At 41.8% G+C, this 15,839-nt stretch carries 14 protein-coding genes and 1 other annotated feature; of the genes, 1 reads left to right on the top strand and 13 read right to left on the bottom strand.

Annotated features, from left to right (window positions below; genetic code table 11):
* Positions 1 to 2: 2 nt before the first annotated feature.
* The 7 genes from R0K30_RS16485 to R0K30_RS16455 form a co-directional block, all read right to left on the bottom strand.
* A complete protein-coding gene (locus R0K30_RS16485; protein WP_003217582.1) occupies positions 3 to 185 on the bottom strand; it encodes a sporulation protein Cse60 in 183 nt (60 codons plus the stop codon).
* 100 nt (positions 186 to 285) lie between these two features.
* Positions 286 to 597 carry a rhodanese-like domain-containing protein gene (locus R0K30_RS16480; protein WP_017358336.1) on the bottom strand — a complete coding sequence of 104 codons (312 nt, stop codon included), beginning with the start codon at positions 595 to 597 and terminating at the stop codon, positions 286 to 288.
* Between the two features lie 54 nt (positions 598 to 651).
* Positions 652 to 1,335: a YesL family protein gene (locus tag R0K30_RS16475; RefSeq protein ID WP_249704943.1), complete on the bottom strand. Its 684-nt coding sequence runs from the start codon at positions 1,333 to 1,335 to the stop codon at positions 652 to 654.
* 24 nt (positions 1,336 to 1,359) lie between these two features.
* A complete protein-coding gene (locus R0K30_RS16470; RefSeq protein WP_410611740.1) occupies positions 1,360 to 2,649 on the bottom strand; it encodes a Gfo/Idh/MocA family protein in 1,290 nt (429 codons plus the stop codon).
* A 17-nt stretch (positions 2,650 to 2,666) separates the two neighbouring features.
* The gene (locus R0K30_RS16465) at positions 2,667 to 3,191 is read right to left on the bottom strand and encodes a lipoprotein YteS (protein ID WP_410611738.1); all 525 of its coding nucleotides are present in this window, start codon (positions 3,189 to 3,191) and stop codon (positions 2,667 to 2,669) included.
* Entirely contained in the window at positions 3,188 to 4,300 is a 1,113-nt protein-coding gene (locus R0K30_RS16460; protein WP_410611736.1) for a glycoside hydrolase family 88/105 protein, read from the bottom strand. Before R0K30_RS16460 ends, R0K30_RS16465 begins: the two co-directional genes overlap by 4 nt.
* Before the next feature lie 17 nt (positions 4,301 to 4,317).
* Entirely contained in the window at positions 4,318 to 5,283 is a 966-nt protein-coding gene (locus R0K30_RS16455) for an ABC transporter permease (protein WP_099726811.1), read from the bottom strand.
* Positions 5,284 to 5,514: 231 nt separating this feature from the next.
* Here R0K30_RS16455 and R0K30_RS16450 point away from each other — a divergent pair, with 231 nt between their 5' ends.
* Positions 5,515 to 7,815 (top strand): helix-turn-helix domain-containing protein, encoded by a 2,301-nt coding sequence (locus R0K30_RS16450; RefSeq protein ID WP_410611733.1) that lies wholly within the window; start codon positions 5,515 to 5,517, stop codon positions 7,813 to 7,815.
* Between the two features lie 156 nt (positions 7,816 to 7,971).
* Here the strand turns inward: R0K30_RS16450 and R0K30_RS16445 are convergent, their stop codons facing one another.
* From R0K30_RS16445 to R0K30_RS16420, 6 genes are all read right to left on the bottom strand, one after another.
* Positions 7,972 to 9,468, bottom strand: a complete 1,497-nt coding sequence (locus tag R0K30_RS16445; RefSeq protein ID WP_410611731.1) for an extracellular solute-binding protein — start codon at positions 9,466 to 9,468, stop codon at positions 7,972 to 7,974.
* A 25-nt stretch (positions 9,469 to 9,493) separates the two neighbouring features.
* Entirely contained in the window at positions 9,494 to 10,372 is an 879-nt protein-coding gene (locus tag R0K30_RS16440) for a carbohydrate ABC transporter permease (RefSeq protein ID WP_099726808.1), read from the bottom strand.
* 200 nt (positions 10,373 to 10,572) lie between these two features.
* Positions 10,573 to 11,325 (bottom strand): NAD-dependent epimerase/dehydratase family protein, encoded by a 753-nt coding sequence (locus R0K30_RS16435; protein ID WP_230031081.1) that lies wholly within the window; start codon positions 11,323 to 11,325, stop codon positions 10,573 to 10,575.
* A 47-nt stretch (positions 11,326 to 11,372) separates the two neighbouring features.
* Entirely contained in the window at positions 11,373 to 12,275 is a 903-nt protein-coding gene (locus tag R0K30_RS16430) for a dienelactone hydrolase family protein (protein WP_367308355.1), read from the bottom strand.
* Positions 12,276 to 12,405: 130 nt separating this feature from the next.
* Positions 12,406 to 14,820: a leucine--tRNA ligase gene (gene leuS / locus R0K30_RS16425; protein WP_410611727.1), complete on the bottom strand. Its 2,415-nt coding sequence runs from the start codon at positions 14,818 to 14,820 to the stop codon at positions 12,406 to 12,408.
* Between the two features lie 97 nt (positions 14,821 to 14,917).
* Positions 14,918 to 15,139: a binding site (T-box leader), on the bottom strand.
* A 103-nt stretch (positions 15,140 to 15,242) separates the two neighbouring features.
* Positions 15,243 to 15,572 carry a DUF4257 domain-containing protein gene (locus R0K30_RS16420; protein ID WP_223249904.1) on the bottom strand — a complete coding sequence of 110 codons (330 nt, stop codon included), beginning with the start codon at positions 15,570 to 15,572 and terminating at the stop codon, positions 15,243 to 15,245.
* Between the last annotated feature and the right edge of the window lie 267 nt (positions 15,573 to 15,839).

Below are 15,839 nucleotides of genomic sequence, written 5' to 3'. Positions count from 1 at the left end.
GTCTATTTTTTATATAAAATGAGCGCAGAAAAACAATAGAGCTGTTCTCCTCCTTGCTCACAGATCACTGCTACATTGTACTTGATGTCAATGATTTGGTCGTCATCCATTCCTTTTAAAAATAAATTGATTTCGCTCTGTAAATCCTTTTCGTGTTCTTCATCAAATACAGCTACCTTTAGCACATATGCCACTCTCCCTTCTCTCGCTACTCTATCTTTATGCACATAGAGACGGGCATATGAACAAAAAAGCCTTCCATCTCATCGATGAAAGGACTCCTTTTTACAGCTTCGGTTTTGTTTCTCCTGTCCATGCAAGCATCCCGCCAACCACATTGGTCGCTTGGTAGCCTTGGTCTTCTAGGAAATAGCAGACATTTTCACTACGTTTACCAGAACGACAAATAATATAATATTCCTGCGTTTTATCGAACGCATCCAGCTTTTCAGGGATATCTCCCATTCGAATATGGACTGCTTCTGGGATCATGCCTTCTGCTACCTCTTCATCCTCACGTACGTCAACTAGCTGAATGGCTTCTTCTTGCTCTAGTTTTTGTTTTAATTCTTCTATTGAGATTTCTTTTACGGACACGACTCTCACCTCTCCTTTTGTTCACGGTGACACCATTATAGCAAATCATTCACATCACTGCGTATTCACCCGCTTCGATTGAAGGAAAGATGGCAATCGTTTCTGCACATCTACTGCCTGCTGCTCACTTTCAAACTCTATCTTTTTAAATACTTGATAGGCTAGCCACATGTGGCCATACGCAAGAATGCTCACACTAAAAAACGGCACGATCCCCGGCAAATAAGCAAATAGGACAAATAGGATAGCCGAGAAAACAAGCATAGAGAGCGTATATTGCAAATAGGAGAGACCAAGCAGAAGGGAGAATTTCAGATAGAGACGCTTTTTCCAATCATAATGAGCAAGCAGCGGAAAAATATAAAACAAGCTGACAATAAACAGAAAACCAAAGATATAAATGGCAAAGCGAAGCACATGTAAAAACCAGCTCGTTGGATAAATATAAGCAAGGTCTACATAAATAATCGTTCCAATCATGAGCAGCACCACGCCAATCAGATTAGAGCGTACAAACTCCTCGCGGTATACCTTCCAAAAGGTGCGGAAGACTTTGACTTGCTCGTGCCCTTGTATCCACTTTCTCATTACGGAAAATAACGCAGTTGTCGCAGGCATGAAGCCAAAGACCCCAAGCCCCAGTAATGTGAACAAAAGCCATAGCAAATTGGTATAGGCAAGCCGCATCACCCACTCACACATCAGCAGCATCCTGCTCATTGATCCATCATGATCCATCTCTTTTCCCTCCTCTCTTTCTCTTTACACCGTCTCTTTTTGAAACAATTCTTCTATTTCGATTGGACGTTTTTCTGCGACAGAGCGCCACATGCCTTCTCCAAGTGCAATCGAATAAGCACCAGCCTCTGCCCCTGCCGAAATGTCATAGTGAATCAACGGATCTTTTCCTAAAAATAAATCTGCTAGCAGCAGCGGATCTCCGCCGCCATGTCCGCCTGGCTGTTTCACGACTTCTATCGTTTCTTTTCCGCCAAACATCGGGTAGTAAGAAATCGTTTGTTCCGGGAATTGAAAAGGAATTCTTGCTGGTACATGAAACTCATTTGTTTCAATGCGTCCCTTCGTCCCATTTATCGCAAGCCGGTACCCTTCATATGGAGCTGAAAATTGAATCGAATAGCTGAGCAGAGCACCTTGGTCATAAGCCACTGACGCCACATACGTATCCTCAATATCAATTTCCTTATCAAAAATACAGGCATCTGGGCGATAATTTGAGTAATGCTGTGACTGTTCCTGACCTGATTCAATATGATCATCCTCCACCTTTGAGCGCTGTACCCGCGGATTCCACCTTGCTTCATAATGACATGTATCTTTCACATGACATGTTCCGCAATATCTGTTTTCCTCATCCTGTAAGGGATTCCAAGGACTTTCGTTTCCATAATAATTCAGCGCCCCATAGGCAAATACTTGTTTCGGCTTTTGATCTATCCACCAGTTGACCAAATCAAAATGATGGGTCGACTTATGAATAGACAGGCCTCCAGAGAATTGACGTGTGCGATTCCACCTTTTGAAATAACTGGCTCCATGATACGTATCAATGAGCCAGCTCAGTTCAACAGAGGTGACCCTTCCGATCTTCCCGTCTAAAATGAGCTCTTTCACCTTCCGATGAAATGGATTGTAGCGATAATTAAAGGTGACCGTCACCTTCCCTTTGCTCTCTGCCTCTTTATCCATCACTTTTTTCGCGTCTTTTGCTGTTGTCACCATCGGTTTTTCAGTGATGACATCAAGATCATGGTCAAGTGCCTGCATGATATACGTGACATGTGTATCATCCCGTCCTGCCACAATGACGATGTCTGGCTTTGCTTCCTTCACCATCTGATCAAATGCATCCTCATGAAAAAATGAGACCCCTCTCAGTGATGGAAACCGCTCCTGACAGAGTATATACCGCTGATCATCTATATCTAGGAGCCCTGTGATTCTGTAATGCTCATTGAAATCCTCTATAAGCGGTTTAATAAACATATTGAACGCGCGATGACTGAGCCCGCAAATCACGACCCGTTTCACATTCCCCACCCCTTTTTCTATCGATTTTCACGAAGTTGTTTCATGAGAGACAGCGCCTCTTTGGACTTCTCAGCATACACAGGAATGAAAGCGACCATATCTCGGTGTAATCGAAATGTATAGCCATTTAGCTTTTTCGTTCCTTTATTGATTTGAACTGCATAATCGACCGTTTTCCCTGTCTTTGGGTCCTCTATCGTGTATGGTCCCGCCTCTTCATCATTTACTCCCATCTCTTCAAGCAGCTGAAAGCTTTCAGGATCATCATACGTTCTAAACATTTCTTCAGGGACGAACATCACGTCCCCCTCTTTTGCAGTGATTTCAACGAGAAGCTTCTCAGGAATCGCAGGGAAGATGTGGACGTTGTATGTCTCTTGATCCGGCTGAAAAGCCTTCTCCATTAATTGATCTTTCATTCCCTTTGACATGTCAGAAAAAATAAGGACATCGATACCGTTTGTTTCCCCCTGGCAGGCTGACAAACAAAAGTCAGCGATGAAACTGATAAGCCAGACCGCAGCCCTTTGACACCTCTTCATGGCTTTTGAAAAACAGGCAGCTTCTCTAGCTCAGTTAAAGCCATAATAAAAGCGCCTGCCCCGTGCAAATCATTTGTACTCCGCTCTCTACCAACGTAATAATCATAAAATCCCGCAGATGTTCCGATACAAATATCGCTCACTGTAAAATCACCGTTTTCTTTCTCTGCCGTCTTATACTGAATCAAGCCTTGATACGCTTTGACCACATGATCGATATAACGGAGGCTCACATACCCTTCATTCATGGCTTTTGCCATAGCATACATGAATAAACACGATCCGGAGCTTTCAAGCCAATTGTCGCTATGATTTCCTTTATCAATGATTTGATGCCAGAGACCTGTCTCATCATCCTGATACTTTGCCACACTTTCCAGCATGTCTGTCAGTGTTTCCTTCCACACCTTTCGCCCTTCATGCTCCTCTGGCAGATCCTCGATCATATCTGCTAATGCAAGGACATACCAGCCAAACGACCTTGCCCAAAACTCCGGGGAACAGCCAGTCTTTGGGTCTGCCCATGGCATCACTTTTCGTTCGTCCCACGCATGATAGTAAAGACCTGTTCTTTCATCTTTTGTATGCTTTCTCATGAGATGCTCTTGATGAATGACCATCTCCACAAGCGTCTCTTCTCCTTTAAGCTGGGCATACTTTAATGCGAAAGGACCACCCATGTAGAGACCATCCAGCCACATTTGATAAGCATAATTGTCCTTATGCCAAAATCCGCCCTCAGACGTGCGATTGAGCGTACGATAAAGTCCGCGCAGCTTCTCCGCTGCAAGCATATACCGCTTCTCTCCCGTTCTTTCGTAAAGGGGGAATAAAATGAGTCCTGCCTGGATCGCATCAAGCTCATCCCTGCGAAATAACAGATTTCCGTACTCATCAATGAGTGAGTCCGCATAATTTTTCACATAATCGAAATACGCCTCATTCCCCGTTGCCGCGTGCAGCTTCATCACGCCGCAAAGGAAAACCCCTTGATGATAGTGCCATCTTCCAGCTGGCGGCAGCTCAACTGGTGTATGCGCTTTCATTATACTTTGTGCTAATTTCTCTGCATGCTCAAGTGGTGATACCTTCTCAGTAGATAATGTCATTCTTCTCATCTCCCTTTTTAATAAATACCTTCTTCCCCAAATTTCTTCGCTAAACGGTTCGCCAGCATGACCAAAATGAGTCCAACGGCTGCTTTAAATAAACCAACAGCGGTACTATAGCTGAATTGTCCTTGCTTGAGTCCAGCTGTATAGACATACGTATCAAAAATCTCCGCTACTTCCCGGTTCGTTGCGTTGAGTAATAGATAGACGTGCTCAAAGCCAAGCTCTAACGTATCACCAATTTTTAAAATAAGCAGAACAACAATGACACTTTTAATGGCAGGCAGGGTGATATGCCACATCTGTCTCAGTCTGCCGGCTCCGTCCATTTTCGCTGCTTCATATAGCTGCGGGTCCACGGCCGTAATCGCTGCAAGGTAAATGATCGTCGACCACCCTGCTTCTCTCCAGATCACCTGTAAAATGTACATCGGTCTAAACCAATCCTGACTAAGGAGGAAGTTAATTTTTTCTCCACCAAAGAAAGCAATCAATTCATTAATTAACCCACCATCTACTGTTAACAAAACAAAAGATAAGGACACGACAATCACCCATGACATGAAGTGAGGGATATAAATCATCGTCTGAACAAATTTCTTAAACAATGCCAATCGAACCTCGTTTAAAAGGAGTGCTAATAAGATTGGAATTGGAAAGAAAATCACGACATTCATGGCAAATAAAATGAGCGTATTTTTTAATAAGATGAAAAATGTTGGTTCTGTAAACAATCGAATAAAGTGCTTGAACCCAACCCACTCACTGCCAAGAATGCCAAGAAACGGCTGATAATCTTGAAAGGCAATAATGAGTCCCCACATAGGCACATATTTAAAGACAAGAAAATAAATGAGCCCTGGCAAAATCATTAAATACAAAAACTTTTGACTAAGCAATTGATTGAGTAAGCGCTTTCTCTTTTCTTTTTTTAAAGCTGCCGCAGGCACACCCTTGGCAGTGACATCCTCTGTTTTCATTGATAAAGCCTCCCCTCATGCTGATGCATGTGTTCACTGTATCTTAAGGATGAAAAATCCGTCTACAATCATATCAACAGATCATATTTTCTTAGGTGTAGCTACTCAAAACGTTACATAAAACATGAGAAAATGATCCTAATCTCAGAAAATGATTATTGACAAACCTACCAGATTTTTGGATTAATAAATTAAGGGGAAAAGATTGTTTCGTTTGAAATGGGGGGTTTTATGAAAAGAAGGCAGTATAAATTTTATTACAAGCTTGTGACGTTTTTTTTCATGCTTAGTACGATTCCTGTTATCATTGTCGGTATTTTTTCTTATCAGCATTCGCAAAAAACAGCGCTTGAAAATATCTCAAATGAAAAGCTGGACAGCGTCAAACAAACGCAGTCCAATATTGAGCATATTTTAAAGACAGTTGATCATTCTCTCACTCACTATGTCAGTTCGCCGCCTCTCCTTCAAACACTGACAGAACCTTTAAACCCAGACCAATTCCAGCTTTATAATCAAGTACAGCAGGAACTGAACTACCTGCAAACCTTTGACACCGATCTCTCCAATATTACACTCGTCAGTAAAATAGAGGATTGGTACATGAACAATTCCGGGCTTTATCATGTCACAAGCGGAGACCAAGAAAAAGCGTTAGCCTCTTACCTCAATATTCCGAGTCACTCCAGCTGGGCACTTGAAGAGAATAATCCCCTTGTTGCAACAAAAGAAGGAAAAGCGTCCTTTTGCAAGTACAATGTGAACTTAATCAAACAGCTTCCCATGAACAGTGTCCAAAAAAAGGGGGTCGCCGTCGCCAGCATTCCGAGCTGCGTGATTGCTGACAACATGCCTGATTTCTCTCAATCTGATAGTATGTTTGTCATTGACACAAACGGAAAAGTGCTGCTACATAATCGCAAAGAACAAATCGGTGAATCCTTGAAAAATCAAGATTTCGTCAAGCATGTGCTGTCCCTTGAAAATCGATCAGGACAATTTGACATGCAGATTGATGAACTGAACTATCAAATTACGTTTCAAAAATCAGATTATAACGAATGGACGTACCTATCCTTTGTCTCCATTCCAGAACTCAAGCAGCAAACGAAATCGATTGGGTGGATCACCTTTATTATTTGCTTTATTTTGTTAGCGCTTTCATTGATGTTTTCATGGTTTGGTTCCAGACATTTTTATCAACCAATCCGCTTATTATACGAGTCATTTGCACGCAATGAATCATTTTTGCATAAGCAGCCATTCCAAAATGAATTCGAGTTGATTGAGTCGAGTATTAAACAAATGAAAGATCAAAACAATGATTTAGAGGAACGCATTGAGCAGCAAGTGACACACTTACAGCAATACTTTATGGTGCGGCTGCTCCTTGGAAAGCTGACGGAAGAAGAGATTAACAACCGATTCCAAAGTTTAGACTTCCCTCGTGACTGGTCTCATTTATCCATGCTTGTAACCCAAATCGATACGCTGAAAGGAACACCGTATGAAAAAAAGGATGCTGACTTGCTCTTATTTGCTATCAATGGACTGATCGAGCAGATTATTCCGCAAGATGAGCACCTTCAGCCAACCGTTGTCAATCAGCATCAAACAACGATTATCCTAAATCAATCAAAGTCAGAGGAGGAATTTACTGAATATTTAAATCAATTAGCTGAAATCATTCAGCAGCGTATTGAGGAAGAGCTTGGTTTGTCGATCAGCATCGGTATCAGCCGTCCATTTAAAGAGCTCACCATGGCCAAACATGCTTATATTGAAGGGAAAGAAGCCTTAAAATATAGACTCAAAGCAGAGAAAAAGTCCATTATCTTATATGAGCATATCCAGCAAGGAAAGACATTTAAAACCCATTTCCCAAAGCAGCTGCAGCATGATTTATTTGATGCGGTTAAGGCTGGCGATCAAGGCAAGGCGGATCACTATTTACATGTGCTCCTGCAATCCATTTTCTCTAAAAATGCTGGACCGCACGAATACCATATCGCCCTTGCCCGTTTTTTAAACAACTTGATTGAGCTGATGCATTTGTTGGGCATTGAATTATTTGAAGTCGAAGATAACAAAATGCTCTATGATACGATCTTTGAGTTTAAAACCTTTGAAGATACAGAGGCATGGCTGAAACATGAGATCATTCGGCCGATTATTGACCAGCTTGGTGCACGTGAGGACTCACAATACAAAAATATCTCAGAAAAAATCATTCATATCATTCATCAAGATTTTGACTCAGATCTCACATTGGATGAAATCGCCACACGCCTGCATTACAACCCAAATTATTTAAGCAGTATTTTCAGAAAGGAAATGGATATCTCCTTTAGTGAATATCTCTCGTCGTACAGACATCATGTCGCCAAAAACTGGCTTGTGGAAACCGATATGTCCGTCAAAGAAATTTCCGAAAAGCTAAAATATAAAAACCCGCAAAATTTCATCCGTTCCTTTAAAAAGCTAGAAGGTACGACTCCTGGGAAATACCGTGACCAGAAAAAAGGAATATAATGCAAAAAAGGGCCCACTCTCATAAGAGGGACTGACCCCATAAGATGCTAGCGTCTTTCTGATTTAAATGAGAACAAACGGATTGGCCCTAATCCAGACAACTTCGACTTTTAATGAAAACACCCCCGCTTTTTCTGCTAAGCGGGGGTGTTCTGTTTATGATTTTTTAAAGGAAGCTTCATATTCCTCAATGATTTTATTTCCACCATTTGATTTCCACTTCTCTACATCTTTCTTAAATTGTTCTTCGTTTATATCTCCAAGAATGAACTTGTAGGTCGCATCATCGATGATTTTCTTCAATTCGTTTCCTCGCTCTGATGCCGTCTCTGAATACAGGCTTTCAGCAGGGTTAGCGACGATGATGTTTTTGTTGTCTTCTTCCAGCTCTTCGTATTTTGTACGAACCGCATCCCCTTTATTTTTTAAGTAGCGTTTATCCATCCCTACAAGGCTGACAAGCGGCTGTACATCTGTCTGCCAGCTTTTCACTTGGCTTTCTTCTCGGATAAATGTATTTCCTTCTTCTTTCTTATAATGCTGACCATCTATACCGTAAGTCATTAAACCATACACATCTTCTTCTGCAATGCGATCAAAGAAAGCCAAAATCCGCTTTAAGTCCGTCTCAGATTTAACGCTTGTTTTAGGGAATGCGAAGATGCCATTATGACCACCTGATGCCCACACACGTTCTTTGCCGTCTGGGCCTTTGATTCGATTGAGAATATCCACTTCCATGTTTTTATCTGTCGCATCATCCCTCAGGTTCACTGCATCTACCATATTTCCAACATAGATGCCTGCTTTTCCTTGTGAGAATAATTCTTGCTGCTGTGTTTTACTTGTGACTGGGAAATCTTTGTTTATATAGCCATTGTCACGCAGCTTTTTCATGTATTTCATTGTATTCATATACTCATTTGTCATAAAGTCTGGCGTGAATTTGCCGTTTTCTTCTTTCCAGTCTGTTGGCATTCCTTCATATGAACCAAGTGTTTTAAATGCCCCATAAATCAAATCATTTCGATCTGTAAAGCCAATCGTATCGGCTTTTCCATTTTGGTTCGGATCTTTTTCAGTAAATGCTTTGGCTACTTCATAAAGATCATCCAATGTTTTTGGTGTATCCAAATTTAAATTTTCAAGCCAATCCTTTCGAATGACAATCCCTTGTCTTGAAAGTGGTCTCTCTCTATAAATTCCATAAAGCTTACCGTCTATAGAGGCGTTTTTATTAATCAGTTCGTTCATCTTACTTAAATTTGGATAATCCTTTAAATACGGACCGATTTCCCAAAACACGCCTGATCTGAACGCATTAATAGCAGACGAATTCTTAATGTCTTGGATCGTGACAATTTGCGGGAGATTCCCTGCGGCAAGTGCTGAATTTAAACGGTCTTCTTTCACAGCATCAGGCACCCACGTCATATCAAGCTCTGTATTTGTAAGCTTCTCAATCTCTTTTAATACTGAATCCTTCGGCGGCTGCTGATGATACAAAATGGCCATCCAAGTCAGCTTCACCTTTTTGTCTAAATCAACCTTCTCATCTGATGAGCTTGCGCCTTTACTTGAGCACGCTGAAAGAATGCCACTTGCTGCAAACAGCAGGACAAACGCTATCAACCATAATTTCTTTCTCCCCATAAGATCCCTCCGTTGTTCCATCTTTTTAACCCTTTACAGAACCTAGTAATGCCCCTTTGTTGAAATGCTTTTGAATAAATGGATAGACAAGCAGAACCGGAATGGTCGCCACGACAATGACAGCCATTTTAATGGTTTGGTCTGGCGGTGGTGTGGATGAGCCCATATCCGACATATCTCCCTGCATTCCGCTCGATACAATGACAATCTGCCTCAGTAGTACTTGAATCGGCCATTTCACCGAATCATTTAAATACAGAATGGCGGTCATGTACGTATTCCAATACGTCACGGCATAAAAAAGTGAAATCGTCGCAATGGCTGGTAAAGAAAGAGGAAGCACAATTTTAAAGAAGATCCCTAAATCGTTACAGCCATCCATCTTAGCTGATTCTTCAAGGCTTGCAGGAATGTTTTGAAAGAAGTTTTTCAAAATGATCAAATTAAACGCATTGATGGCGACCGGTAGTATGAGTGACCAATAGGTATCAAGGAGCCCAAGTGTTTTCACCACAATAAACGTCGGGATCATCCCTCCGCTAAACAGCATCGTGAAGACAACGAGAAACATAAGTGTTCTCCGGCCTTTTAACTCCTGGCGAGACAGCCCGTATGCCATGAGAGAGGACAAAAACATGCTGACAGCTGTTCCAACGAGCGTGACGAGAATGGACACAATGAGGCTGCGATACACAATATCAGTAGAGAAGATATATCGGTATGCCTCAAGAGAAAACGTTGCCGGGAACAAGATAAACTTCTTCGTGATGACCTCTTCTACCGTAGCAAAAGAGGCGGCAATAACATGGATGAACGGGAGCACACATATTAATGCGAACATGAGTAGAAAAGAGTAATTAAATAAATTGAACAATCGGCCTTTAAGAGAACGGTCTATGTTCATCACGCCCTTTCTTTGTAAGCGTTATCATTTCGTCTGAAAATAAGCTGCTGCCTGTGACGATATCGTGATTAAAATGTAACAAACGGGGGGAGAAAGCGTCTATAATCATCTTGACAGACCAAACAGATCATTATGCCAGTCGTGCTTTTATGCTCTTGAAACAAAAGAATAAGATCATAAGCTAATGACATGATTATGCCCTATGCCTGATCATTTTCTTCAAGGATTTCCGTCGTATTGACATCTGGTCTGTAGCCTAACTCCTGCTTCGTTTTCTCAGTGGACCAAGGCTTTTCTTCGTTTTCTGATACGGCATAATATGTCCCAAAGGGAACTTCCGTTTCAATCGCTGCCTTTGTCATCCCAACAAGATCTTCATGTGAAAGCAGCGTTCTTTTCGTTCTTTTTTTCTTGTGTAATTCCTCCATTTCATCTGTCACAACGGTTCCAATCCGCAAATTGATGACAGACATCCCCGTTTGATCGTGGAATAAACGTCCTAGCTGTTCGGAGGCAAATTTTAAAATGCCATACACATTTTTTGTCGCAGGCACATCGTCAGTCGTAATGTTTCGCCTTAGTAAGGATTGACCATCCTTTTCATAACGATCGGTCACATGGTTACTGCTTGCAAAAATGACTTTTGGTATGCTTAACCGAGCCGCTGAACGAAACATATGATAGGTGCTCCGCCAAAAAACATCATTCATTTTTGTGAATTCCTCTGCATTCATCACGTCATGCGTCATGTCCATGTTCAGAAGATGAATGAGGACATCTGTATCTCGCGGAATCACCTGATATAATTCCTGTTCATTCGTTGCATCCGCTAAAATGACTTTCTCTACACAGCTTGTTTGATCAATGATGTTGATGTTGTACTCAGAAGAGAGCCCTTTTGTTAAAAGACGTCCGATCACACCGCATCCGCCAATGATGGTGATTTTTTTCATATGTCTCCTCCTTCCTTTTGGCGTAGTATGTCCAAGCCTTTTATTGATTACAGCCACTTTTTCAAAAATCGTGTTGCTTCGTGACGCATAGCCGCTGTTTCAAAATGACCTGCATGAAGACCAACAAGCTGATACCGTTCTTTCAATGAAGCAGTTTGATAGGTTTGACTCAATACCTTTTGAATTCGCCCAACGCCTTCAGCAGGCGTGAGCTGATCGAGTTTTCCAACCAAGCTTAAATGAGGTCTTGGAAAAATCATTTCCTGGATATCCGCTGCTGTAAAATGCTTGGCTAAGCTCGGTACATAGTAGTAAAAGCCGTGCCGGTCTAAATTGTTCGTTTCAATCAATGTGTGATGATCTACCTGTGCGCAAAGATCGATACACACACTGACCCGCTCATCAAGCGCAGCCGTCCACCATGAAAGAAGACCACCCATTGACATCCCAAAAACGGCTAACCGCTCTGGCAGCACATCGGACCGAGATAGCAAATAATCGATTGCACACATGCTTTCATACAACATCATGCCCCACATCACTTTTCCAGTTAAAAGCATTTCCTTGAAAATTTCACTTTCCGTTCTACCCCTTCTTTCACCAAAGCCTGCATGGTCAATTGCCAGCACACTATATCCTTTTGACGTGAACTCTTTTGCGTATGAAGGTGCTTGCAAATAATGAGCACCCTTTAACAACTCGTCCTTCCCATCCATGTAATTCCCGCCATGAGAATGTTGGAACAACACAACCGGTCTTTTTTTCACTGTATCCTTCGGCTTCACAAAATAAGCGGGCACTTCCTCTACGCCATGAATAGAGAGAATGAGTGTTTCGATTAAGTAAGATTCACGTTCTTCAATTTTTAACGTATAAGCCTCCACGCGATGGCGTTCTGGCATCTCTCCTAACAGACTGAGCAGTTGTTCACGTTTGCTTTCCTTTTCCATTGACGTCACTCCTCATTTTCTTAATCAACTTTTAAAATACGAGATCAATAGGGGAATCCCCTTGTTTTCGACAAAATTATGTCCCGGGAAATAACAAACACCCACCGGTTTTTACCGATGGGTGTAGTCATTAGTTCGCAACAATATTGACAAGCTTACCAGGGACCGCAATCACTTTACGAATGGTTTTTCCTTGAAGCTGTTCTTTTACTCGTGCATCATTTTTTGCAAGTTCTTCTAACTGTTCCCTTGTTGCGTCAGCAGGAACGGTTAATTTTGCTTTCACTTTACCATTTAGCTGTACGACAATTTCCACTTCATCGTCGACAAGCTTTGACTCGTCATATTGCGGCCATGCTTCATAAGAAATCGACCCTTCATGACCAAGTTTATTCCAAAGCTCTTCAGCTAAATGCGGTGCAATTGGAGAAAGAAGTTTCACAAAGCCTTCTGCATATTCTTTCGGCAGTGTATCAGCCTTGTAGGCATCATTGATAAACACCATTAATTGTGAAATTCCTGTATTGAAACGTAAGCCTTCATAATGATCTGTCACCTTCATCACTGTTTCATGATAGCTGCGTTCTAATGCACCGCCGGATTGCTCCGTCACTTTGTCACTGATTGAGCCATCTTCATTTGTGAATAAACGCCATACACGGTCAAGGAAACGGCGAGCGCCATCAAGTCCTGTTTCAGACCAAGCGATTGACGCATCTAAAGGTCCCATGAACATTTCATAAAGTCTTAATGTATCCGCGCCATGAGATTCTACGATGTCATCTGGGTTGACTACGTTCCCTTTTGATTTACTCATTTTTTCATTATTCTCGCCAAGAATCATTCCTTGGTTGAACAATTTCATGAAAGGCTCTTTTGTTGGGACAACACCGATATCATATAAGAATTTATGCCAGAAGCGCGCATATAAAAGATGCAGTACGGCATGTTCTGCGCCGCCAATATACACATCAACCGGAAGCCATTTCTTTAGCTTTTCAGGAGATGCAAGCTTTTCCGTGTTATGTGGATCAATATAACGTAAGAAGTACCAGCAGCTGCCTGCCCATTGCGGCATTGTATTGGTTTCACGACGTCCTTTTTTACCTGTAACAGGATCTATAACCTCAACCCACTCTTTTATATTGGCTAAAGGTGATTCACCTGTTCCACTTGGCTTAATTTCAGTCGTCTTAGGCAAGATCAGTGGAAGCTCTTCCTCTGAAACAGCTGAAGATGTTCCGTCCTCCCAATGAATGATTGGAATTGGCTCACCCCAGTAACGCTGACGGCTGAATAGCCAGTCTCTTAAACGATACGTGACTTTCTTTTCACCTTTTTGATGTTCTTCAAGCCATGCAATGGCTTTTTCAATCGCTTCTTCTTTCCCTAAGCCATTTAAGAAGTCAGAGTTAATGTGTTTTCCATCACCTGTGTAAGCTTCTTTTTCAATGTCTCCGCCTTCTACAACTTCTTTAATTGGAAGATCAAATGTCTTAGCGAATTCATAATCTCGCTCATCATGGGCAGGTACCGCCATAATAGCTCCCGTTCCATAAGTAGCTAACACGTAATCTGCAATCCAGATCGGCATCTTTTCACCATTTAATGGATTGATGGCATACGCACCTGTGAAAATACCCGTTTTCGTTTTAGCAAGATCTGTCCGCTCTAAGTCGCTCTTAGATTGAATTTCTTTGATATACGCATCCACTGCTTCTTTTTGAGCAGCTGATGTAATTTTTCCAACAAGCGCATGTTCTGGTGCAAGCACCGCATACGTTGCACCAAATAGTGTATCAGGACGCGTTGTAAAAACGGTAAACTGTTCGTTATGTCCTTCTACTTCAAAGTGAACATGCGCACCTTCAGAACGTCCGATCCAATTACGCTGCATATCTTTGATGCTTTCAGGCCAATCAATGTCTTCTAAATCTTCTAACAGCCTGTCCGCATATGCCGTAATTCTCAGCATCCATTGCTTCATTGGACGTCTTTCAACAGGATGCCCTCCGCGTTCACTTTTTCCATCAATGACTTCTTCGTTTGCAAGGACCGTGCCGAGCGCTGGGCACCAGTTCACTGGTACTTCATCGATATACGCCAATCCTTTTTCATACAATTTCAAGAAAATCCATTGTGTCCATTTGTAATAATTAGGATCTGTCGTGTTGATTTCTCGATCCCAGTCATACGAAAATCCTAAAGATTGAATTTGGCGGCGGAAGTTATTGATGTTCTCTTCTGTAAAGACCGCCGGATCATTTCCTGTATCCAGTGCATACTGCTCCGCTGGAAGACCAAAGGCATCCCATCCCATTGGATGAAGAACATCATATCCCTGCATACGTTTCATACGTGATAAAATATCCGTTGCTGTGTAGCCCTCAGGATGCCCAACATGAAGCCCTGCTCCTGATGGATATGGAAACATATCAAGCGCATAAAACTTTGGTTTACCTTCCGAGTCAGATGTGGCGAATGTTTTATGTGTCAGCCAATAATCCTGCCACTTCTTTTCAATTTCCCGATGCTGAAAACTCAATATGAAAACCTCCTTTAATATGTACGGCTTTATCTGCTCAGATGACCACTGCAAGAATTCAGATTTTTCTAAAATCAACAAAAAACCCTCATCCCCGGAAAGGGACGAGAGATTTTTTGGTTCCCGCGGTACCACCCTTGTTAGCGTAACTTGCTGTTCCTACGCTCGCTTAATATCTTTAACGCAGACATGCGACAGAAGCTTTAACACAACTGCAACTCTGAGGCGAGTTCAGAAGCAGATTTGATTGACTTTCACCAGCCGTCAATTCTCTAAAGACAAATACTGCTTTCCTACTACTCCTCTTCACTGTTCTTATCGTAACCGTCATCTAAGTAGTATTTTATAGAATTATGATCATAAGTGCAAGCAGGTTTGTATACAATGGGAATGTACCCTAGACTAGGGTAAAGTAGAGGATATTATTCGTGTGGAGATCGGTTATGACGGTTGGAGTCTGCATCCTGTGAACGCTGTTCTCTCACAAAATCGAAGCTTCGCAGAACTGCTTCTCCTCCGTAACCTGAAATAATTGATAAGATGACCAAGTGCAGACTAGAATCGGGATTTGAGGATAAGACAAGCAGTGTAGCGGCAATCATCCCAACGAGCCAATCTTCAATAAACCCTAGGTAAATAAACTTTTTTGTCATTCTGGGCTTCTCTAGCCTGCCTTTTTTCTTTACGTGACCGAGAATCCCCATGACCCCTCCAATGGCGCAAGCAATAATGACTTGTTGCAGCATTTTCATCACCTTCCTAAAGCCCTTAGAATAGTAAAGCGACTTCAGGCTGTCCAGCCCCCTGTAATGCCATTCTGCTGTTCCGTCATAATCCATGTAAAAGGTCTATTCTCTCTAACGAAGAAAAAAAGCTTGTTTCTTCCATTATATGTGAATGACCCAAAAACAATCTTGATGCATTGGAATCATTTTTGCCTGATCCATATTAACTATTTTTGTCATTTTATGAATGATGAGCAATTGATTCCTTCTTTTTCTAAAGAAAAGTCTCCTTAC

The sequence above is a fragment of the Bacillus sp. SIMBA_154 genome, assembly GCF_046536015.1.
Taxonomy (GTDB): domain Bacteria; phylum Bacillota; class Bacilli; order Bacillales; family Bacillaceae; genus Bacillus; species Bacillus pumilus_P.
Note: the sequence above shows the minus strand (reverse complement) of the source record. Positions and strands in the feature narration are given on the sequence as shown.